We start from the raw sequence: 15,707 nt of genomic DNA, 5'->3' as shown, positions 1-15,707 counted from the left end.
GGGGTCTAAAACCCGTCGATGCCGGCCGCGCGTAATGTGTCTGCCAAGGCCTGTACTTGCGGGTCGCGGAAAAAGGCGCTCAATTGCGCTGCGCGGCCCGGGCCGATGCCGTCGATGGCCAGCCAGGCTTGGGTATCTCTGGCGACCAGCGTCTGCCAGTCGCCTTCCAGGTTGTTACGTGCCGCAGGCGGTACACCCAAGGCTTTGAGCCATTGTGCGAAGGGCCGTTGCCGCGCGCTGTGAAGGCTTTTGAGCACTCGCGCACGGCTGCGATCACCGAAGCCATCAATGTTAGCAAGCTCTGCCGCATCCAGGGTCAACCAATCGAGAAAGCCTGCGATTAGACCGGCCTGGATTAATACGTTCCAGGTCTCGCGGCCGATGTGTGGCAAAGCGAGGCCCTCGTTGCCACTCAGCCAGGTAAGGCGTGCCAGCAATTGTTCTTCACAACCGGGGTCCAGTTGCCAGCAGCTCAACGCGTGGAATTTTCCTGGGTTGGGCACTGGCAGCTCCGCCCTTGTGATGTTGCGCAGAATGACCTCATCCAACCGAGGAATGACTTGGCCCGCCAGGCTGATCGAAACCTGGTCACCGGGGCGGATATCCAGCGCTTGCCAACGCTTCAATGAGCCCACGCTTACCCGGCTGATCTGCCGGTCATCCAATCGCACCGGTTCCAACGCCAGCATCGGGGTCACGCGCCCGGTGCGGCCGATCTTGAATTGCACGTTACGCACCAGCGCCAAGGCCTTGGCCGCCGGGTACTTCCAGGCAACCGCCCAGTAGGGCGCGCTGGCCTGCCAGCGATCGGCGGGTGCGCGCTGCGCCTGGTGCAACACCACCCCATCGCTGGCGAACGGCAGAGGGTGGTTGTACCAATAGGCGCGCCAGTGCGTGGCTTCGTTGGTGTCGCGGATGGGCTGGCTGTAGCGCCGGCTATCGGTGAAACCCCAGCTTGCCAGCGTGGCCAGGCGCTCGCTGAACCCTGCCGGCCCCTCAGGCCAGGCCCAGACGAACAGACCAATGCCGGCGGCGTCGGTGTCGCTTAATCGTTTGCGGTTCATCAGCCCGGCCACCTTGCTGCGGGCATTAAGCCCTCCGCTTGCCGATTGCACATGGTCGTCGAGGTGCCAATAAAGTTCGCCTTGCAGCACCACGTCGATGGGCTCTGGCAATTGCTGGACAATGCTGGGGATTTTGCGCGCGGAGGCAGACCAGTCGTGGCCCTTGACGCCATCGCCTCGGCTGATGACTTGACTCAGGCGCCCCTGGCGATACACCACAGTCACTGCAACACCGTCTACCTTGGGTTGAATCCATACATCCTCGCGCTTACCCAGCCAGCGACCGACGGCCTGTTCATCCAGCAGTTTCTCCAGACCGGTATGGGCAACGGGGTGAGGCAGGGTGCCGCGTGAACTCGCGAGAGGGTTGTCGGGCGTCGCAGTGGGCTCGGGAAAGCACCGACGCCAGTGAGCCAATCGCTGGCGCGCCTGGTCGTAAAGTTCATCAAAGACCGGGGATTGGCCAAGCCGGTGGTAGCTGTCATCCCACTGGCGGATCTGTTCGGCCAAGGTGTCGACCTGCGAGCGGGCTTCGTCCGGGCAGCCTTCGGCCCACACCCAGAAGGGTAGTGCGCTGAGTAAAAGGGCAAATAATGAACGCATCATGAGCATCCTTGCTCGGAAAGGGTGCCCAGCCTAAATGATCCGCGCGGGCACAAAAAAGCCCCGGCAGTGCGAGGCTTTTTACTGGGTGTTTCTATTTACTTGAACAGCCCGCCCAGGGCTTTCACTGCGTCGGGCTTATCGGCCTTGGCCTCTTGGTTTTGCTGCTTGGCGTCGGCTTTGGCTTGGGCTTCAGAGAGTTTGTTGCAACCTTTGTTGATCTGGTCCTGCGCGGCTTTGAAAGCCTTCACTTTCATCTTGTCCTTTTGGGCTTCGGCGGCATCGATCTTGGTTTGCAGGTCTGCAGATTGCTTCTGGCAGTCGCCGGAATTGCGGCCACCCAGTTGGGAGCCCAGGGCGCCACTCAGTGCGCTCAGGTCGGCGGCGTTTACTGGCAGGGCGAACAGGCTGAGCAGAAGAGCGGCAGGGGCGAGCGTGGAGATGCGCATGAAAAACCTCAATGTTCGATTGCCTGCACACGTGTCTATCCCGGGCTGGCGCAGGGCAATATCCAAATAAGGTAGGGGGCCCGAGAGGGCGCGGATTCTAGAGCGCCATCATTGTGCCTTCAAGATTTGGATCCAAAAAATGTGAAAGTCATCGCGCGAGTTGCCGCGCAATAAAAAGCCCCGCCGGGCAAACCCGGCAGGGCTTTTGTGTACCGGCAGCGATTACAGGCCGGCGGCAGTCCGCAGGTCGTTGGCGCGGTCGGTTTTTTCCCAGGTGAAGGTGGTGAAGGTGTCGTCGCCGACAGTCTTCTGCGCAGGGGTACGACCGAAGTGGCCGTAGGCTGCGGTTTCCTGGTACATCGGGTGCAGCAGGTCGAGCATGGTGGTGATCGCGTAAGGGCGCAGGTCGAAGATCTCACGCACCAGTTTCACGATCTTGTCATCGCCGATCTTGCCGGTGCCGAAGGTATTCAGCGAGATCGACGTAGGCTGGGCCACGCCGATAGCGTAGGAAACCTGGATCTCGCAACGCTCGGCCAGGCCGGCAGCGACGATGTTCTTGGCCACGTAACGACCGGCGTAGGCCGCCGAACGGTCAACCTTGGAAGGGTCTTTGCCCGAGAACGCGCCACCGCCGTGACGGGCCATGCCGCCGTAGCTGTCGACGATGATCTTGCGACCGGTCAAGCCGCAGTCGCCTACCGGGCCACCGATGATGAACTGGCCAGTCGGGTTGATGTGGAACTGGGTGTCTTTGCTGAGCAGTTCGGCAGGCAGCACGTGCTTGACGATCAGCTCCATCACGCCTTCGCGCAGGTCAGCATAGGACACGTCCGGGTTGTGCTGGGTCGACAGAACCACAGCGTCGATACCGACGACTTTGCCGCCCTCATAACGGCAGGTCACCTGGGACTTGGCATCCGGACGCAACCAAGGCAGCAGGCCGGATTTACGCGCTTCGGCCTGGCGCTGCACCAGTTGGTGCGAGAAGGTGATCGGTGCTGGCATCAGCACGTCGGTTTCGTTGCTGGCGTAACCGAACATCAGGCCCTGGTCGCCGGCGCCCTGGTCTTCCGGCTTGGCACGGTCGACACCCTGGTTGATGTCCGGGGACTGCTTGCCGATGATGTTCATCACGCCGCACGTCGCGCCGTCGAAGCCGACGTCGGAGCTGTTGTAGCCGATGTCGGTGATCACGTCACGAACGATCTGCTCAAGGTCAACCCAGGCAGTGGTGGTCACTTCGCCAGCGATGATCGCTACACCGGTTTTCACCAGAGTCTCGCACGCCACACGGGCGAACTTGTCTTCAGCAATGATGGCGTCCAGCACCGCGTCAGAAATCTGGTCGGCGATTTTGTCCGGATGCCCTTCAGACACGGACTCGGAGGTGAAAAGGGAGTATTCGCTCATCTCGATGTTTTCCTGATTTTACCGATGGTGAGTGTCGCCAGCCGGCCGCTGAAAATGGCGGACCTGGATCTGGAAACCATTACGTAAACCTACATAGAGGCTTTCCCCGGGAACGAGTCCCGCAGCGGTGGCCCAACGGGCCAGATCGTCCTGTTCAAAACCCAACCAGAGATCACCGCAGGCCTCCCTGGCCCAATTCTGGTTGTGGCTGCATAAATCCGTAACCAATAGGCTACCGCCGGGGTGCAGCAACCCGGCCATTTGTTTGAGCGCGTCGGCGGGGGCGGCGAAATGGTGCAAGACCATGTTCAACACCACGCAGTCGGCTTTAATCGCTGTGCTATTCAATGCATCAGCCAGTTGCAGGCGGACATTGCCCAGTGCCTCGCGCTCGCAGAGCTGGCGCGCCAGTTCGAGCATCGCCGGGCTGTTGTCCAGCGCCGTGACCTGGTGAAAACGCCGCGCCAGTTCCGGCAGGAAACCGCCATCGCCTGGGCCGACTTCGAGTGCTGTGGCCTCATCACTGAAGCTCAGCTTGTCGAGCAGCGCCAGTACGCTGTCGCGGTATTGGGCAAGGCCGGCAATCAGGTCTTGCTGGGCGCGAAACTTGTCGGCAACCCGTGCGAAAAAATCCTGGCTCGCGGCAGCCCGCTGCCCGTGGACCTGGCCGATGCGGGACTGCACATCCCCCGGCAGCTCCAGGCTGTCCACTTCTTCAAGCAGGGCGGCGTGCAGCTTGCCACCGAGCAGTTCGGTGTGGGGCAGGGCGCGGCGGTAGAAAATCGCATTGCCTTCGCGGCGGGTGGCTACCAGGTCGGCTTGGGCCAATACCTTCAAGTGGTGACTCATGCCGGACTGGCCAATGGCGAAGATCTGCGCCAGTTCCAGTACGCCAAAGGAATCGTTGGTCAGCGCGCGCAATACATTCAAACGCAGAGGATCGCCGGCGGCCTTGCACAAGGCTGCCAGTTCATCGCCGTCGTCGGGGCGCAGTGAGGGCATCGGTAGATTCATAAGGCCAGCAGTCTAGTGATGGCTGGATAACCCCGCAAGGCCAATATCAAAAAGTTTTGATATTGGTCGATAAGTGGTGGTTACAAGCAGCCGCTATAACCTTTAGACGAACCGGTTAAAGGTTTATGCAGGGGATTGGCGTCCAAAGCACAGGAAAAACCGCCCAAGTGACTATCTGTCATTGCCCGCAAGCGGTGGCTGAGGGAAAATGCCGGTCCTTTTTTCCGTTTCTTTATATTCAAACCTCAGGAGATCAGCGATGCCCAGCCGTCGTGAGCGTGCCAACGCCATTCGTGCCCTCAGCATGGATGCCGTGCAAAAAGCCAACAGCGGCCATCCCGGTGCCCCGATGGGCATGGCGGATATCGCCGAGGTACTTTGGCGTGATTACCTGAAACACAACCCGAGCAACCCGTCGTTCGCCGACCGTGACCGCTTCGTGCTGTCCAACGGCCATGGCTCGATGCTGATCTACTCGCTGCTGCACCTGACCGGCTACGACGTCACCATCGACGATCTGAAAAGCTTCCGCCAGTTGCACAGCCGCACCCCGGGCCACCCGGAGTTCGGCTACACCCCAGGCGTCGAAACCACCACCGGTCCCCTGGGCCAAGGCCTGGCCAATGCCGTAGGTTTCGCACTGGCTGAAAAAGTCCTGGGCGCGCAATTCAACCGCCCTGGTCACGACATCGTTGATCACCACACCTACGTGTTCCTGGGTGATGGCTGCATGATGGAAGGCATTTCCCACGAAGTCGCTTCCCTGGCCGGTACCCTGGGCCTGGGCAAGCTGATCGCTTTCTACGATGACAACGGTATCTCCATCGACGGCGAAGTCGAAGGCTGGTTCACCGATGACACCCCTAAGCGTTTCGAAGCCTACAACTGGCAGGTGATCCGCAATGTCGACGGCCACGATCCGGAAGAGATCAAGACTGCCATCGACACCGCTCGCAAGAGCGCGCAGCCGACCCTGATCTGCTGCAAGACCACCATCGGCTTCGGTTCGCCGAACAAGCAAGGTAAAGAAGACTGCCACGGCGCCCCACTGGGTGACGCGGAAATCGCCCTGACCCGTGAGGCGCTGAAGTGGAACCACGGCCCGTTCGACATCCCGGCCGACATTTACGCCGAATGGGATGCCAAGGAAAAAGGCCTGGCCGCCGAAGCCGAATGGGACCAGCGTTTCGCTGCCTACTCTGCCGAATTCCCAGAGCTGGCCAATGAGCTGGTTCGTCGCCTCGCTGGCGACCTGCCTGCCGACTTCTCGGAAAAAGCCTCGGCCTACATCGCCGAAGTTGCGGCCAAGGGCGAGACCATCGCCAGCCGTAAAGCCAGCCAGAACACCCTCAACGCCTTTGGCCCGCTGCTGCCTGAGTTCCTCGGCGGTTCGGCTGACCTGGCCGGTTCCAACCTGACCCTGTGGAAAGGCTGCAAAGGTGTCTCGGCTGAAGACGCCAGCGGCAACTATATGTACTACGGCGTGCGCGAGTTCGGCATGAGCGCCATCATGAACGGCGTGTCCCTGCACGGCGGCCTGGTGCCTTACGGCGCGACCTTCCTGATGTTCATGGAGTACGCGCGCAACGCCGTACGTATGGCAGCGCTGATGAAGAAGCGTGTGATCCATGTGTACACCCATGACTCCATCGGCCTGGGCGAAGACGGCCCGACGCACCAGCCGGTCGAGCAACTGACCAGCCTGCGCACCACGCCGAACCTGGATTGCTGGCGCCCAGCCGACGCCGTCGAATCCGCCGTGGCCTGGAAGCACGCGATCGAGCGTAAGGACGGCCCTTCGGCGCTGATCTTCTCGCGTCAGAACCTGCAGCACCAAGTGCGTACCGACGCGCAGATCGCCGACATCAGCCGTGGTGGCTACGTGCTCAAGGACTGCATTGGCGAGCCGGAGCTGATCCTGATCTCCACTGGTTCCGAAGTGGGCCTGACCGTTCAGGCCTACGACAAGCTGACCGAGCAAGGCCGCAACGTACGCGTCGTGTCCATGCCGTGCACCAGCGTGTTCGAAGCCCAGGACGCGGGCTACAAGCAGTCGGTATTGCCGTTGCAGGTCAGCGCGCGTATCGCTATCGAAGCGGCGCACGCCGACTACTGGTACAAATACGTGGGCCTGGAAGGCCGCGTGATCGGCATGACCACCTACGGTGAGTCGGCGCCGGCGCCAGCATTGTTCGAAGAGTTTGGCTTTACCCTGGAAAACATCCTGGGTCAGGCTGAAGAGCTGCTGGAAGACTAAGGCTGTAGATTGAGGTGGCTGTACTGACCTCTTCTTCGCGAGCAAGCCCGCTCCCACATTGGAGTGCAATCTAATGTGGGAGCGGGCTTGCTCGCGAAGGCGGCGGCACATTCACCCCATTACCCACGGTAATCGAGAACCCCATGCCCCAACCGCGTCCCTACAAAGTTGCACTCAACGGCTACGGCCGCATTGGTCGTTGCGTCTTGCGTGCGCTGTTCGAGCGAGGGGCGGCAGCCGGGTTTGAAATTGTCGCGATCAATGATCTGGCCGACATGGCCAGCATCGAATACCTGACACGCTTTGACTCCACCCACGGCCGGTTCCCCGGCGAAGTGCGGGTTGAGGGCGACTGTCTGCATATTAATGGTAGCTGCGTGCAAGTCTTGCGCAGTGCCACCCCCGAAGGTATCGACTGGAAAGCGCTGGGCGTCGACCTGGTGCTGGAATGCTCCGGTGTCTATCACACCCGCGCCGACGGCCAGCGTTTTATCGACGCCGGCGCACCGCGTGTACTGTTTTCCCAGCCGATGGCCAGTGAGGCGGACGTGGATGCCACCATCGTCTACGGCATCAACCAGGATTGCCTGACCGGCGCCGAGTTGCTGGTGTCCAACGCCTCCTGCACCACCAACTGCAGCGTGCCGCTGTTGCGCCTGCTGGATCAGGCGATTGGCCTGGATTACGTGTCGATCACCACGATTCACTCGGCGATGAACGACCAGCCTGTGATCGACGCCTATCATCACGAAGACTTGCGCCGCACGCGTTCGGCGTTTCAATCAGTGATTCCGGTGTCTACAGGCCTGGCGCGCGGAATCGAGCGACTGCTACCGGAACTTGCCGGGCGAATCCAGGCCAAAGCCGTACGGGTGCCGACGGTGAACGTGTCCTGTCTGGATATCACGATGCAGACCGTCAGCGACACCGATGCGACGCAGGTCAACCGAATCCTGCGCGACGCCGCCACCAGCGGTCCGCTCAAAGGTTTGTTGGCCTACACCGAGTTGCCCCACGCCAGTTGTGATTTCAATCATGACCCGCATTCGGCGATTGTCGATGCCAGCCAGACCCGCGTTTCCGGCCCCAGGCTGGTAAACATCCTGGCCTGGTTCGACAACGAATGGGGTTTTGCCAACCGAATGCTCGACGTTGCAGAGCACTATCTGCAAATAGCTTCCAAACAACCTCAACAGTAATTCAGGAACTGCGACCCATGACCGTGTTGAAGATGACCGACCTCGATCTGCAAGGTAAGCGCGTACTGATTCGCGAAGACCTCAACGTCCCAGTCAAGGACGGTGTTGTCACCAGCGATGCGCGAATCCTGGCCTCGCTGCCGACCATCAAGCTGGCCCTGGAAAAAGGCGCGGCCGTGATGGTCTGCTCCCACCTGGGTCGCCCGACCGAAGGTGAGTTCTCCGCCGAAAACAGCCTCAAGCCTGTCGCCGATTACCTGAGCAAGGCCCTGGGCCGCGACGTACCGCTGGTGGCTGACTACCTGGGTGGCATCGACGTTAAAGCCGGCGACATCGTACTGTTCGAAAACGTGCGCTTCAACAAAGGCGAGAAAAAGAACAGCGACGAACTGGCCCAGCAATACGCTGCGCTGTGCGACGTGTTCGTGATGGACGCGTTCGGCACTGCCCACCGCGCTGAAGGCTCGACCCACGGCGTGGCCAAGTTCGCCAAGGTCGCCGCTGCTGGCCCGTTGCTGGCTGCCGAACTGGATGCACTGGGCAAGGCGCTGGGGGCTCCGGCGCAACCGATGGCCGCCATCGTGGCGGGCTCCAAGGTGTCCACCAAACTGGACGTGCTCAACAGCCTCAGCGCCATCTGCAACCAGTTGATCGTCGGCGGCGGTATTGCCAACACCTTCCTGGCCGCTGCCGGTCACCCGGTGGGCAAGTCCCTGTACGAGCCGGACCTGCTCGACACCGCCCGCGCCATTGCCGCCAAAGTCAGCGTGCCATTGCCGGTCGACGTGGTGGTTGCCAAGGAGTTTGCTGAAAGCGCCGAAGCCACCGTCAAGCTCATCGCCGATGTAGCCGACGACGATATGATCCTGGACATCGGCCCGCAAACTGCAGCCAATTTCGCTGAGTTGCTGAAGGCTTCGCAGACCATCCTGTGGAACGGTCCGGTTGGCGTGTTCGAATTCGACCAGTTCGGCAACGGCACCCAAGTGCTGGCCAAGGCCATCGCCGAAAGCTCGGCATTTTCCATCGCTGGCGGCGGCGACACCCTGGCCGCCATCGATAAATATGGCGTTGCTGATCAGATCTCCTACATTTCTACCGGTGGCGGCGCATTCCTTGAATTCGTCGAAGGCAAAGTGCTGCCTGCCGTTGAAGTGTTGGAAACCCGAGCCAAAGGTTAAGGCGCGTGATCCGGAAAAGGAGTATTCCCATGATCAAGTCATTGGCGTTGGTGATCGCAGCGGGCCTGCTGGTCGGCTGCGGTAGCACGCCAAGCACGGCGCCTGAGCCTGGAAAGCCTGGAGCGCAGCCGAAAAAAAGCTGCTACCAGGCTGACTGGCAAGCCGAGACCATGCCGGTGATTAACAAGCGAATTGGCAACGAGCGGCTGGAGCAATACGACTCCGCGCCCAACGGTCAGGAACAGGGTTGCCCTTGACGGGTCTGATCAACTTGAGGATTGGCAATGAAAAGCGCTTTCGCCCTGGCAGCCCTGGCCTTGTTGGCCGGCTGCAGTAGCATGGACATGTTTAACAAGGCAGAAACTGCCGATAAGTGGACCACCTGGACCTGCGACAGCAAGGCCGAGGTCAACTGGCGCTTTGCCAACCCGGCTAAATCCGAGGTGGATGTTCGCCTTGGCGGTTCCGCCCAGATCTACCGCCTCAAACAGGACGTGGCCGCCTCGGGCGTGCTGTATGCCAACGACCAATTGGCGTTTCACACAAAAGGTGAGGAAGGCCTGGTTTACTGGGTCGCCACGGATGATTTGATTGGGCGCGGCTGCAAGGCCCAATAGTGAGATCAATGAAAATCAAATGTGGGAGCCGGTGGGTCTGTAATGCATGTGTTAGCTGACACACCGCTTTCGCGAGCAAGCCCGCTCCCACAGTAAATCCGGTTCCAAAGTGACATAAGTTGCGAACCTGACACTGCAATAACGATTCAGCAGGCCAGGCCTACAAAACCTGACCGGCAATAACTTGAATAGCAGCCGCCGCTACGGCAGGCTTGCACGATTAACGACCCTCGACCGGGAGAGACAACACAATGGCACTTATCAGCATGCGTCAAATGCTGGACCACGCAGCCGAGTTCGGCTACGGCGTCCCAGCCTTTAACGTCAACAACCTTGAGCAGATGCGCGCCATCATGGAAGCCGCTGACAAGACCGACTCCCCCGTTATCGTCCAGGCTTCCGCCGGTGCGCGCAAATACGCCGGTGCACCGTTCCTGCGTCACCTGATCCTCGCCGCGATCGAAGAATTCCCGCACATCCCGGTGTGCATGCACCAGGACCACGGCACCAGCCCTGACGTGTGCCAGCGCTCGATCCAACTGGGCTTCAGCTCGGTGATGATGGACGGCTCCCTCGGCGAAGACGGCAAGACCCCAACCGACTACGACTACAACGTACGCGTGACCCAACAAACCGTGGCCATGGCCCACGCCTGCGGCGTGTCGGTTGAAGGCGAACTGGGTTGCCTGGGTTCCCTGGAAACCGGCATGGCCGGCGAAGAAGACGGCATCGGCGCTGAAGGCGTGCTGGATCATAGCCAAATGCTGACCGACCCTGAAGAAGCCGCCGACTTCGTGAAGAAGACCCAAGTTGACGCCCTGGCCATCGCCATCGGCACCAGCCACGGCGCCTACAAGTTCACCAAGCCACCGACCGGCGACGTACTGGCCATCGACCGCATCAAAGAAATCCACAAACGCATCCCCAACACCCACCTGGTGATGCACGGTTCGTCCTCGGTCCCGCAAGAGTGGCTGGCGATCATCAACCAGTACGGCGGCGACATTAAAGAAACCTACGGCGTGCCGGTTGAAGAGATCGTCGAAGGCATCAAGTACGGCGTGCGCAAGGTCAACATCGACACCGACCTGCGCCTGGCCTCCACCGGCGCAATGCGTCGTTTGATGGCGACCAACCCGAGCGAGTTCGACCCACGTAAATTCTTCGGCGCCACCGTGACCGCCATGCGTGATGTGTGTATCGCGCGTTATGAAGCGTTTGGTACGGCGGGTAATGCTTCGAAGATCAAGCCGGTTTCGTTGGAGGCGATGTATCAGCGGTATTTGAAAGGTGAGTTGAACGCTAAGGTGAATTAAGCCTTAGGCATTTAAAAAGAAGCCCGCAGCGATGCGGGCTTTTTTTCGGATGGACTTTATAAAGCGGCGTCAGCTGTATCGAAGCTTCGGTGCTCGATCACCCGGAATACATCACTCACGTCCTGCACCAGAATGCGCGCCGTATTGGCTACGTTGTTCAGGTCGCGTTTGCCAACGTCCTGCAGGCTGGAGCAGGCCATCAGGTTGAGGTGTTCGAGGACGGCGTTGAGACATTCTCGCAAGCAGGAATGGCGGTCCCGCAACGGGGCGTCGCTGTCGATTAAGAGCAAGGCTGCCCGCGATGGCGGCGTGTCAGTCTCTGAGGATGCCGGCTGATACACCGTCATCGCGGGCAAGCCCGGCTCCCACACGAATCGTTGGCGTATTCAAGAGTGCGAATGATCTGTGGGCTCGTTAGGACTAGGCCTACAAGACAGGAGTCGATGCTTACTCGTGATCAATATCCAATTTAGCAAACGTCACCCGCGCGCCTTCCTTGGTATTCCCACTGTTGTCCTGCACGTACGCCCCAGCCTTGAAGTACAACGGCTTTGACCCCCACGCCGCACCAATGCGTTCATTCCACTCTCCATCCGCCGCATACACACTTAGCAGCCCGGCTTTGTTGAGGTTGATCACATAGGTAAAGCTCTTCTCCAGCGGCACATTCGACGCGACGGTAATCACCCGACTTTCACCGTCATCCGGGCGCATGCGCACCTTGGCGACGATGTTGCCGGTCTGGGTTTTTTCCTTGAATTGGTACTCCAGCTTGATCAGCGGTTTCTGGCTGTCATAGGCATGGATCTGCCCGATCACTATCTTGCCGGTGGACGGTACCTGATTGACGGCCAGGGTGGCGCGCAGAAAGTTGTCCGCATCCGGATAGGTCCAGTTGCGCAGGCGCCCGTCGGCGTAGGTTTCGCGCAATTCGCTGCGCGGGTAAACGGCGTTTTCGGTGCGGGTACCGGTCACGGGTGTCCAGAATTGCACGCTGCTGCCTTCGGCCTGGAAATATTGGTCCTTGAATCCGCTCATCAGTTTGGAGGTTTCGATGGTGGCAGGCGGGGAGCCGACAGGAATGCTGAGGTTCCAGGTGGAAAGGTCAATCATGGCGTAGGCCTTTTTACAGAGAGGTGTAGGCTATGGCCCTTGGGCCAGACAAGTTCTTTATAGGTGGTGTTAACCGTCTTGTTAAATATTTTTGGCGATTTATTGGCGTCAACCAAGCGTCAAAAAGCCATGTCTCCCATGACCCGCGGGCTCCAGACACTGACCGTTAGTCGGCTTCCTGAAAATTGGCGCAATGATGGCACTGCTGTTACTTCTGATTTTTCGGAACCGAGGATAGAGTGAGTCCTCATTGTTTGTCCGGGTTTTTTCCCAGAAGTGACCGGAGCAGCTCCTAAGGAAGATTCGTAGCATGGAATGCGCTCCACACCACGGCGATGGCAATTCAGTTCTCTTGGTGGTCGATGACTATCCGGAAAACCTGATCAGCATGCGTGCACTTTTACAGCGTGACGATTGGAAGGTCGTCACTGCGAGCTCCGGCTTAGAGGCCTTGGAGTTGTTGCTGGCGCACGAAGTCGACCTGGTGTTGCTGGATGTGATGATGCCCGGCATGGATGGCTTTGAAGTGGCCCGCCTGATGCGCGGCAGCCAGCGTACGCAGATGACGCCGATCATCTTCCTCAGTGCCAACGCCCAATCTCCCGCCGCAGTGCTGGAGGGCTACGCCAGTGGCGCCATCGATTACCTGTTCAAACCCTTCGACCCGCATATGCTCAAGCCCAAGGTCCAGGCGTTGCTGGAGCATCAGCGCAATCGCCGGGCCTTGCAGCGCCTGAGTCATGATTTGGAGTCCGCTCGCGCCTTTAATGCCTCGGTGTTGGATAACGCCGCCGAAGGCATCCTTGTGGTGAGTGAGGAGGGCGTGATCGAGTACGCCAACCCGGCGATATCACGCTTGCTCAATGCCACGATGGACGAACTGCAGGGCCAGGAGTTCCTGGGGTTCCTGCAAAAACCTCATGTGCCGACCTGGCCGGACTCGCTGATGTATGCCGCTTACCGCCAGAGTGACACCTGGCGCCTGCACGATGCGCTCCTGCGTACCAATCGTGGCCAGCAGGTGCCGGTTGCGTTGTCTTGCGCGCCGTTGCCCGCCGAGCAGAAGGCGATGGTAGTGACGGTGCTGGACATGTCCGAGGTTCGCCACCTGCATCAGCAACTGGAGTTCCAGGCCGTTACGGATCCGTTGACCGGGCTGCTGAACCGGCGCGGTTTCCACCAGGCAGTGGAGAACACCCTGCTGCGCAGCGAGCGAACTGACCAGGCCCTGGTGTTGCTGTACCTGGACCTGGATGGCTTCAAACGGGTCAACGACTCCCTGGGGCATGACGCAGGCGACCGGGTACTGCGTTGGGTGTCGGAGCAATTGCAGCGTTGCCTGCGCTCCTACGACATTCTCGGGCGCATGGGCGGCGATGAATTCACCGCGCTGCTGGAGTTGGAATTCCCAGAACAGGCGGCGAAGATTGCGGAAAAACTGATCGAGCGCGTGTCGATCTGCCATCAGGTGGACGGCCTGGACGTGATGCTCGGCGTCAGTATTGGTATCGCTACTTTCCCGGATTGCGGCTCGGACTTGAATGGCCTGATGCGCGCCGCCGACATCGCCATGTACGAGGCCAAGCGTGCGGGCCGTCAGCAGTATCGCTATTACGACCAGGAAATGAACGGCCGCGCCCGTTCGCGCCTGATGCTGGAAGACAGCGTGCGCACGGCGATACACAACAAGGATTTCATCTTGGTGTATCAGCCTCAGGTGTCCCTGGATGACGGGCGTTTGCGCGGTGTCGAAGCACTGTTGCGCTGGCAGCATCCGAGTGTTGGCGATGTGCCGCCTGGGTTGTTCTTGCCGTTGCTGGAAGAAGCGCGGTTGATCAGCCAACTGAGCGCCTGGATTTACCAGCAGGTCGCCGCCCAGCGTCAGGCATGGCAAGCCAGCTTTGATGATGAGCTGGTGCTGAGCGTGAGCCTGAGCAGTAACCAGTTCAATATGCCCAACCTGGCGACCCAACTGCAGCAGGTACTCGATCGACATGGGTTGCAGGGGCGCCAGCTGGAGGTGGAAATCAGCGAAGAAAGCCTGATGAGTAACCTGGAAGAGTCGACCAAGCAACTGAAGTTGCTGCGCCAGCTCGGTGTGCGCACTGCGCTGGACGATTTTGGTTTAGGCAACTGTTCCCTGGCGCATCTTCGCGATTTAGCGTTCGACACCCTCAAGCTCGACCCGCAATTGGTCGCTCGCTTGCCGGGCTCCGCACGGGATGCGGTGATGGCCCGTAGCATTATCGAGCTATGCGGGCATTTCGATGTGCTGGTGATCGCCGAAGGCGTAGAAACCCAAGAACAGGCTCAATGGCTCAGGGCCAATGGGTGCGCGTTTATCCAGGGCCCATTGGCGGCGCAGCCATTGATGGCCGAGGAAGTCGCCAACTGGTCGCGCGCCCGCGTGCGCTGAATTCGCTACACTGGCGCCCATCCGAACCCTGTTGCAGACCCCATGACCGCGCTGAAGTACCTCCAGGCTTATCCCACCGCTCTCCAAGAGCAAGTGCGCCAGCTGATCGCCAAGGACCAGCTGGGTGCTTACTTGGAGCAACGTTACCCTGAACGCCACGCCGTGCAGAGCGACAAGGCCCTGTACGCCTACGCGTTGGCCTTGAAGCAGGAACACCTGCGTAATGCGCCGGCCATCGACAAAGTGTTGTTCGATAACCGCCTGGACCTGACTCATCGCGCTCTCGGCCTGCACACCACGATCTCGCGGGTGCAGGGCGGCAATTTGAAATCCAAGAAAGAGATCCGCATTGCTGCGCTGTTCAAGGAGGCCGCGCCAGAGTTCCTGCGCATGATCGTGGTACACGAACTGGCCCACTTCAAGGAATCGGACCACAACAAGGCGTTCTACAAACTCTGTGAGTACATGATGCCGGGCTACCACCAGGTGGAATTCGACCTGCGGGTCTACCTCACGTACCGCGACCTGCAGGGCAAACCCTGACCGCACAAGGCGACCGACGATGGATGTGAGCAAGACCAAGAGCAGCTTTTACCGCCGCCTGTATGTGGCCTACCTGATCGACAGTGGGCAGGCGAGCAACGTCCCGGCGCTGACCGACACCACCGGCATGCCCCGGCGCACGGCGCAGGATACGATTGCGGCGTTGGCCGACCTGGATATCGTGTGTGAGTTCGAGCAGGAGGACGGTGCGCGCAATCATGCGGGGCACTATCGGATTCGCAGCTGGGGGGCGATTGATCGGGTTTGGATCGAGGAGAATCTGGCGGTGATCAAGCAGGTGTTGGGGTATCCCTGAAGGTCGGCGCTGTCTGGGCTGACGCCTTCGCGAGCAAGCCCGCACACATTCGACCGCATTCCAAAGGTAGTAACCGGTCAAATGTGGGAGGCCCCACTACATCTTCGACGTAGCGCTGTCGCGCATCAAACTGGTTCATCGTAAGGTTATAGAACGCGTGCGGGGCAAAGGCCGTAGCCAGCACTGGTGTGTCAGCACCCGAGTGG

General features: G+C 60.0%; 15 protein-coding genes. 9 read left to right on the top strand and 6 right to left on the bottom strand.

The annotated features are described in order from the left end of the window. Window positions 1-5: 5 nt before the first annotated feature. From ligB to AACY52_RS18890, 4 genes are all read right to left on the bottom strand, one after another. The gene (gene ligB / locus AACY52_RS18905; protein WP_339560699.1) at window positions 6-1,670 is read right to left on the bottom strand and encodes an NAD-dependent DNA ligase LigB; all 1,665 of its coding nucleotides are present in this window, start codon (window positions 1,668-1,670) and stop codon (window positions 6-8) included. Between the two features lie 95 nt (window positions 1,671-1,765). Then, entirely contained in the window at window positions 1,766-2,116 is a 351-nt protein-coding gene (locus AACY52_RS18900; RefSeq protein ID WP_339560698.1) for a hypothetical protein, read from the bottom strand. Between the two features lie 222 nt (window positions 2,117-2,338). Continuing rightward, window positions 2,339-3,529 (bottom strand): methionine adenosyltransferase, encoded by a 1,191-nt coding sequence (gene metK, locus AACY52_RS18895; protein WP_049711157.1) that lies wholly within the window; start codon window positions 3,527-3,529, stop codon window positions 2,339-2,341. A gap of 18 nt (window positions 3,530-3,547) precedes the next feature. Then, a complete protein-coding gene (locus tag AACY52_RS18890) occupies window positions 3,548-4,543 on the bottom strand; it encodes a metalloregulator ArsR/SmtB family transcription factor (RefSeq protein WP_339415305.1) in 996 nt (331 codons plus the stop codon). Window positions 4,544-4,802: 259 nt separating this feature from the next. Between AACY52_RS18890 and tkt the strand changes: the two genes are divergently transcribed. From tkt to fba, 6 genes are all read left to right on the top strand, one after another. After that, window positions 4,803-6,800: a transketolase gene (gene tkt, locus AACY52_RS18885; RefSeq protein ID WP_339455968.1), complete on the top strand. Its 1,998-nt coding sequence runs from the start codon at window positions 4,803-4,805 to the stop codon at window positions 6,798-6,800. 143 nt (window positions 6,801-6,943) lie between these two features. Continuing rightward, complete coding sequence (epd, locus tag AACY52_RS18880; protein WP_339415307.1) at window positions 6,944-7,999, top strand: erythrose-4-phosphate dehydrogenase; 1,056 nt, start codon at window positions 6,944-6,946, stop codon at window positions 7,997-7,999. Between the two features lie 17 nt (window positions 8,000-8,016). After that, the gene (locus tag AACY52_RS18875) at window positions 8,017-9,180 is read left to right on the top strand and encodes a phosphoglycerate kinase (protein ID WP_339415308.1); all 1,164 of its coding nucleotides are present in this window, start codon (window positions 8,017-8,019) and stop codon (window positions 9,178-9,180) included. A 29-nt stretch (window positions 9,181-9,209) separates the two neighbouring features. Further along, window positions 9,210-9,437 carry a hypothetical protein gene (locus AACY52_RS18870; RefSeq protein WP_339415309.1) on the top strand — a complete coding sequence of 76 codons (228 nt, stop codon included), beginning with the start codon at window positions 9,210-9,212 and terminating at the stop codon, window positions 9,435-9,437. Window positions 9,438-9,464: 27 nt separating this feature from the next. Next, on the top strand, window positions 9,465-9,797 hold the full coding sequence (locus AACY52_RS18865; protein WP_339415310.1) for an MliC family protein: 333 nt from the start codon (window positions 9,465-9,467) through the stop codon (window positions 9,795-9,797). A 251-nt stretch (window positions 9,798-10,048) separates the two neighbouring features. Next, complete coding sequence (fba, locus tag AACY52_RS18860; RefSeq protein ID WP_076953202.1) at window positions 10,049-11,113, top strand: class II fructose-bisphosphate aldolase; 1,065 nt, start codon at window positions 10,049-10,051, stop codon at window positions 11,111-11,113. A gap of 56 nt (window positions 11,114-11,169) precedes the next feature. Here fba and AACY52_RS18855 read toward each other — a convergent pair whose 3' ends face one another. Both AACY52_RS18855 and AACY52_RS18850 read right to left on the bottom strand, forming a co-directional pair. Next, complete coding sequence (locus tag AACY52_RS18855; RefSeq protein WP_339415458.1) at window positions 11,170-11,460, bottom strand: fructose-bisphosphate aldolase; 291 nt, start codon at window positions 11,458-11,460, stop codon at window positions 11,170-11,172. A gap of 100 nt (window positions 11,461-11,560) precedes the next feature. Beyond that, window positions 11,561-12,226 carry a polysaccharide lyase family 7 protein gene (locus tag AACY52_RS18850; protein WP_339415311.1) on the bottom strand — a complete coding sequence of 222 codons (666 nt, stop codon included), beginning with the start codon at window positions 12,224-12,226 and terminating at the stop codon, window positions 11,561-11,563. 310 nt (window positions 12,227-12,536) lie between these two features. Here AACY52_RS18850 and AACY52_RS18845 point away from each other — a divergent pair, with 310 nt between their 5' ends. From AACY52_RS18845 to AACY52_RS18835, 3 genes are read left to right on the top strand one after another with little or no spacing between them, the layout of a single operon-like run. Beyond that, on the top strand, window positions 12,537-14,642 hold the full coding sequence (locus tag AACY52_RS18845) for an EAL domain-containing protein (protein WP_339415312.1): 2,106 nt from the start codon (window positions 12,537-12,539) through the stop codon (window positions 14,640-14,642). A 42-nt stretch (window positions 14,643-14,684) separates the two neighbouring features. Beyond that, the gene (locus AACY52_RS18840) at window positions 14,685-15,185 is read left to right on the top strand and encodes a M48 family metallopeptidase (RefSeq protein WP_065871892.1); all 501 of its coding nucleotides are present in this window, start codon (window positions 14,685-14,687) and stop codon (window positions 15,183-15,185) included. A 19-nt stretch (window positions 15,186-15,204) separates the two neighbouring features. After that, window positions 15,205-15,501 carry a winged helix-turn-helix domain-containing protein gene (locus AACY52_RS18835; RefSeq protein ID WP_339415313.1) on the top strand — a complete coding sequence of 99 codons (297 nt, stop codon included), beginning with the start codon at window positions 15,205-15,207 and terminating at the stop codon, window positions 15,499-15,501. Window positions 15,502-15,707 lie beyond the last annotated feature (206 nt).

Source organism: Pseudomonas sp. EA_65y_Pfl1_P113 (assembly GCF_963970525.1).
Lineage (GTDB): Bacteria > Pseudomonadota > Gammaproteobacteria > Pseudomonadales > Pseudomonadaceae > Aquipseudomonas > Aquipseudomonas tritici.
This window is presented reverse-complemented; position numbering and strand designations above follow the sequence as displayed.

Bases quoted from the DNA above. Each gene is read 5' to 3' on its own strand.
- AACY52_RS18845 (WP_339415312.1), top strand. From the start codon at position 12,537: ATGGAATGCGCTCCACACCACGGCGATGGCAATTCAGTTCTCTTGGTG.
- AACY52_RS18850 (WP_339415311.1), bottom strand. From the start codon at position 12,226: ATGATTGACCTTTCCACCTGGAACCTCAGCATTCCTGTCGGCTCCCCG.
- fba (WP_076953202.1), top strand. From the start codon at position 10,049: ATGGCACTTATCAGCATGCGTCAAATGCTGGACCACGCAGCCGAGTTC.
- tkt (WP_339455968.1), top strand. From the start codon at position 4,803: ATGCCCAGCCGTCGTGAGCGTGCCAACGCCATTCGTGCCCTCAGCATG.
- AACY52_RS18875 (WP_339415308.1), top strand. From the start codon at position 8,017: ATGACCGTGTTGAAGATGACCGACCTCGATCTGCAAGGTAAGCGCGTA.
- AACY52_RS18835 (WP_339415313.1), top strand. From the start codon at position 15,205: ATGGATGTGAGCAAGACCAAGAGCAGCTTTTACCGCCGCCTGTATGTG.
- AACY52_RS18900 (WP_339560698.1), bottom strand. From the start codon at position 2,116: ATGCGCATCTCCACGCTCGCCCCTGCCGCTCTTCTGCTCAGCCTGTTC.
- AACY52_RS18855 (WP_339415458.1), bottom strand. From the start codon at position 11,460: ATGACGGTGTATCAGCCGGCATCCTCAGAGACTGACACGCCGCCATCG.
- AACY52_RS18890 (WP_339415305.1), bottom strand. From the start codon at position 4,543: ATGAATCTACCGATGCCCTCACTGCGCCCCGACGACGGCGATGAACTG.
- AACY52_RS18870 (WP_339415309.1), top strand. From the start codon at position 9,210: ATGATCAAGTCATTGGCGTTGGTGATCGCAGCGGGCCTGCTGGTCGGC.
- ligB (WP_339560699.1), bottom strand. From the start codon at position 1,670: ATGATGCGTTCATTATTTGCCCTTTTACTCAGCGCACTACCCTTCTGG.
- epd (WP_339415307.1), top strand. From the start codon at position 6,944: ATGCCCCAACCGCGTCCCTACAAAGTTGCACTCAACGGCTACGGCCGC.
- metK (WP_049711157.1), bottom strand. From the start codon at position 3,529: ATGAGCGAATACTCCCTTTTCACCTCCGAGTCCGTGTCTGAAGGGCAT.
- AACY52_RS18865 (WP_339415310.1), top strand. From the start codon at position 9,465: ATGAAAAGCGCTTTCGCCCTGGCAGCCCTGGCCTTGTTGGCCGGCTGC.
- AACY52_RS18840 (WP_065871892.1), top strand. From the start codon at position 14,685: ATGACCGCGCTGAAGTACCTCCAGGCTTATCCCACCGCTCTCCAAGAG.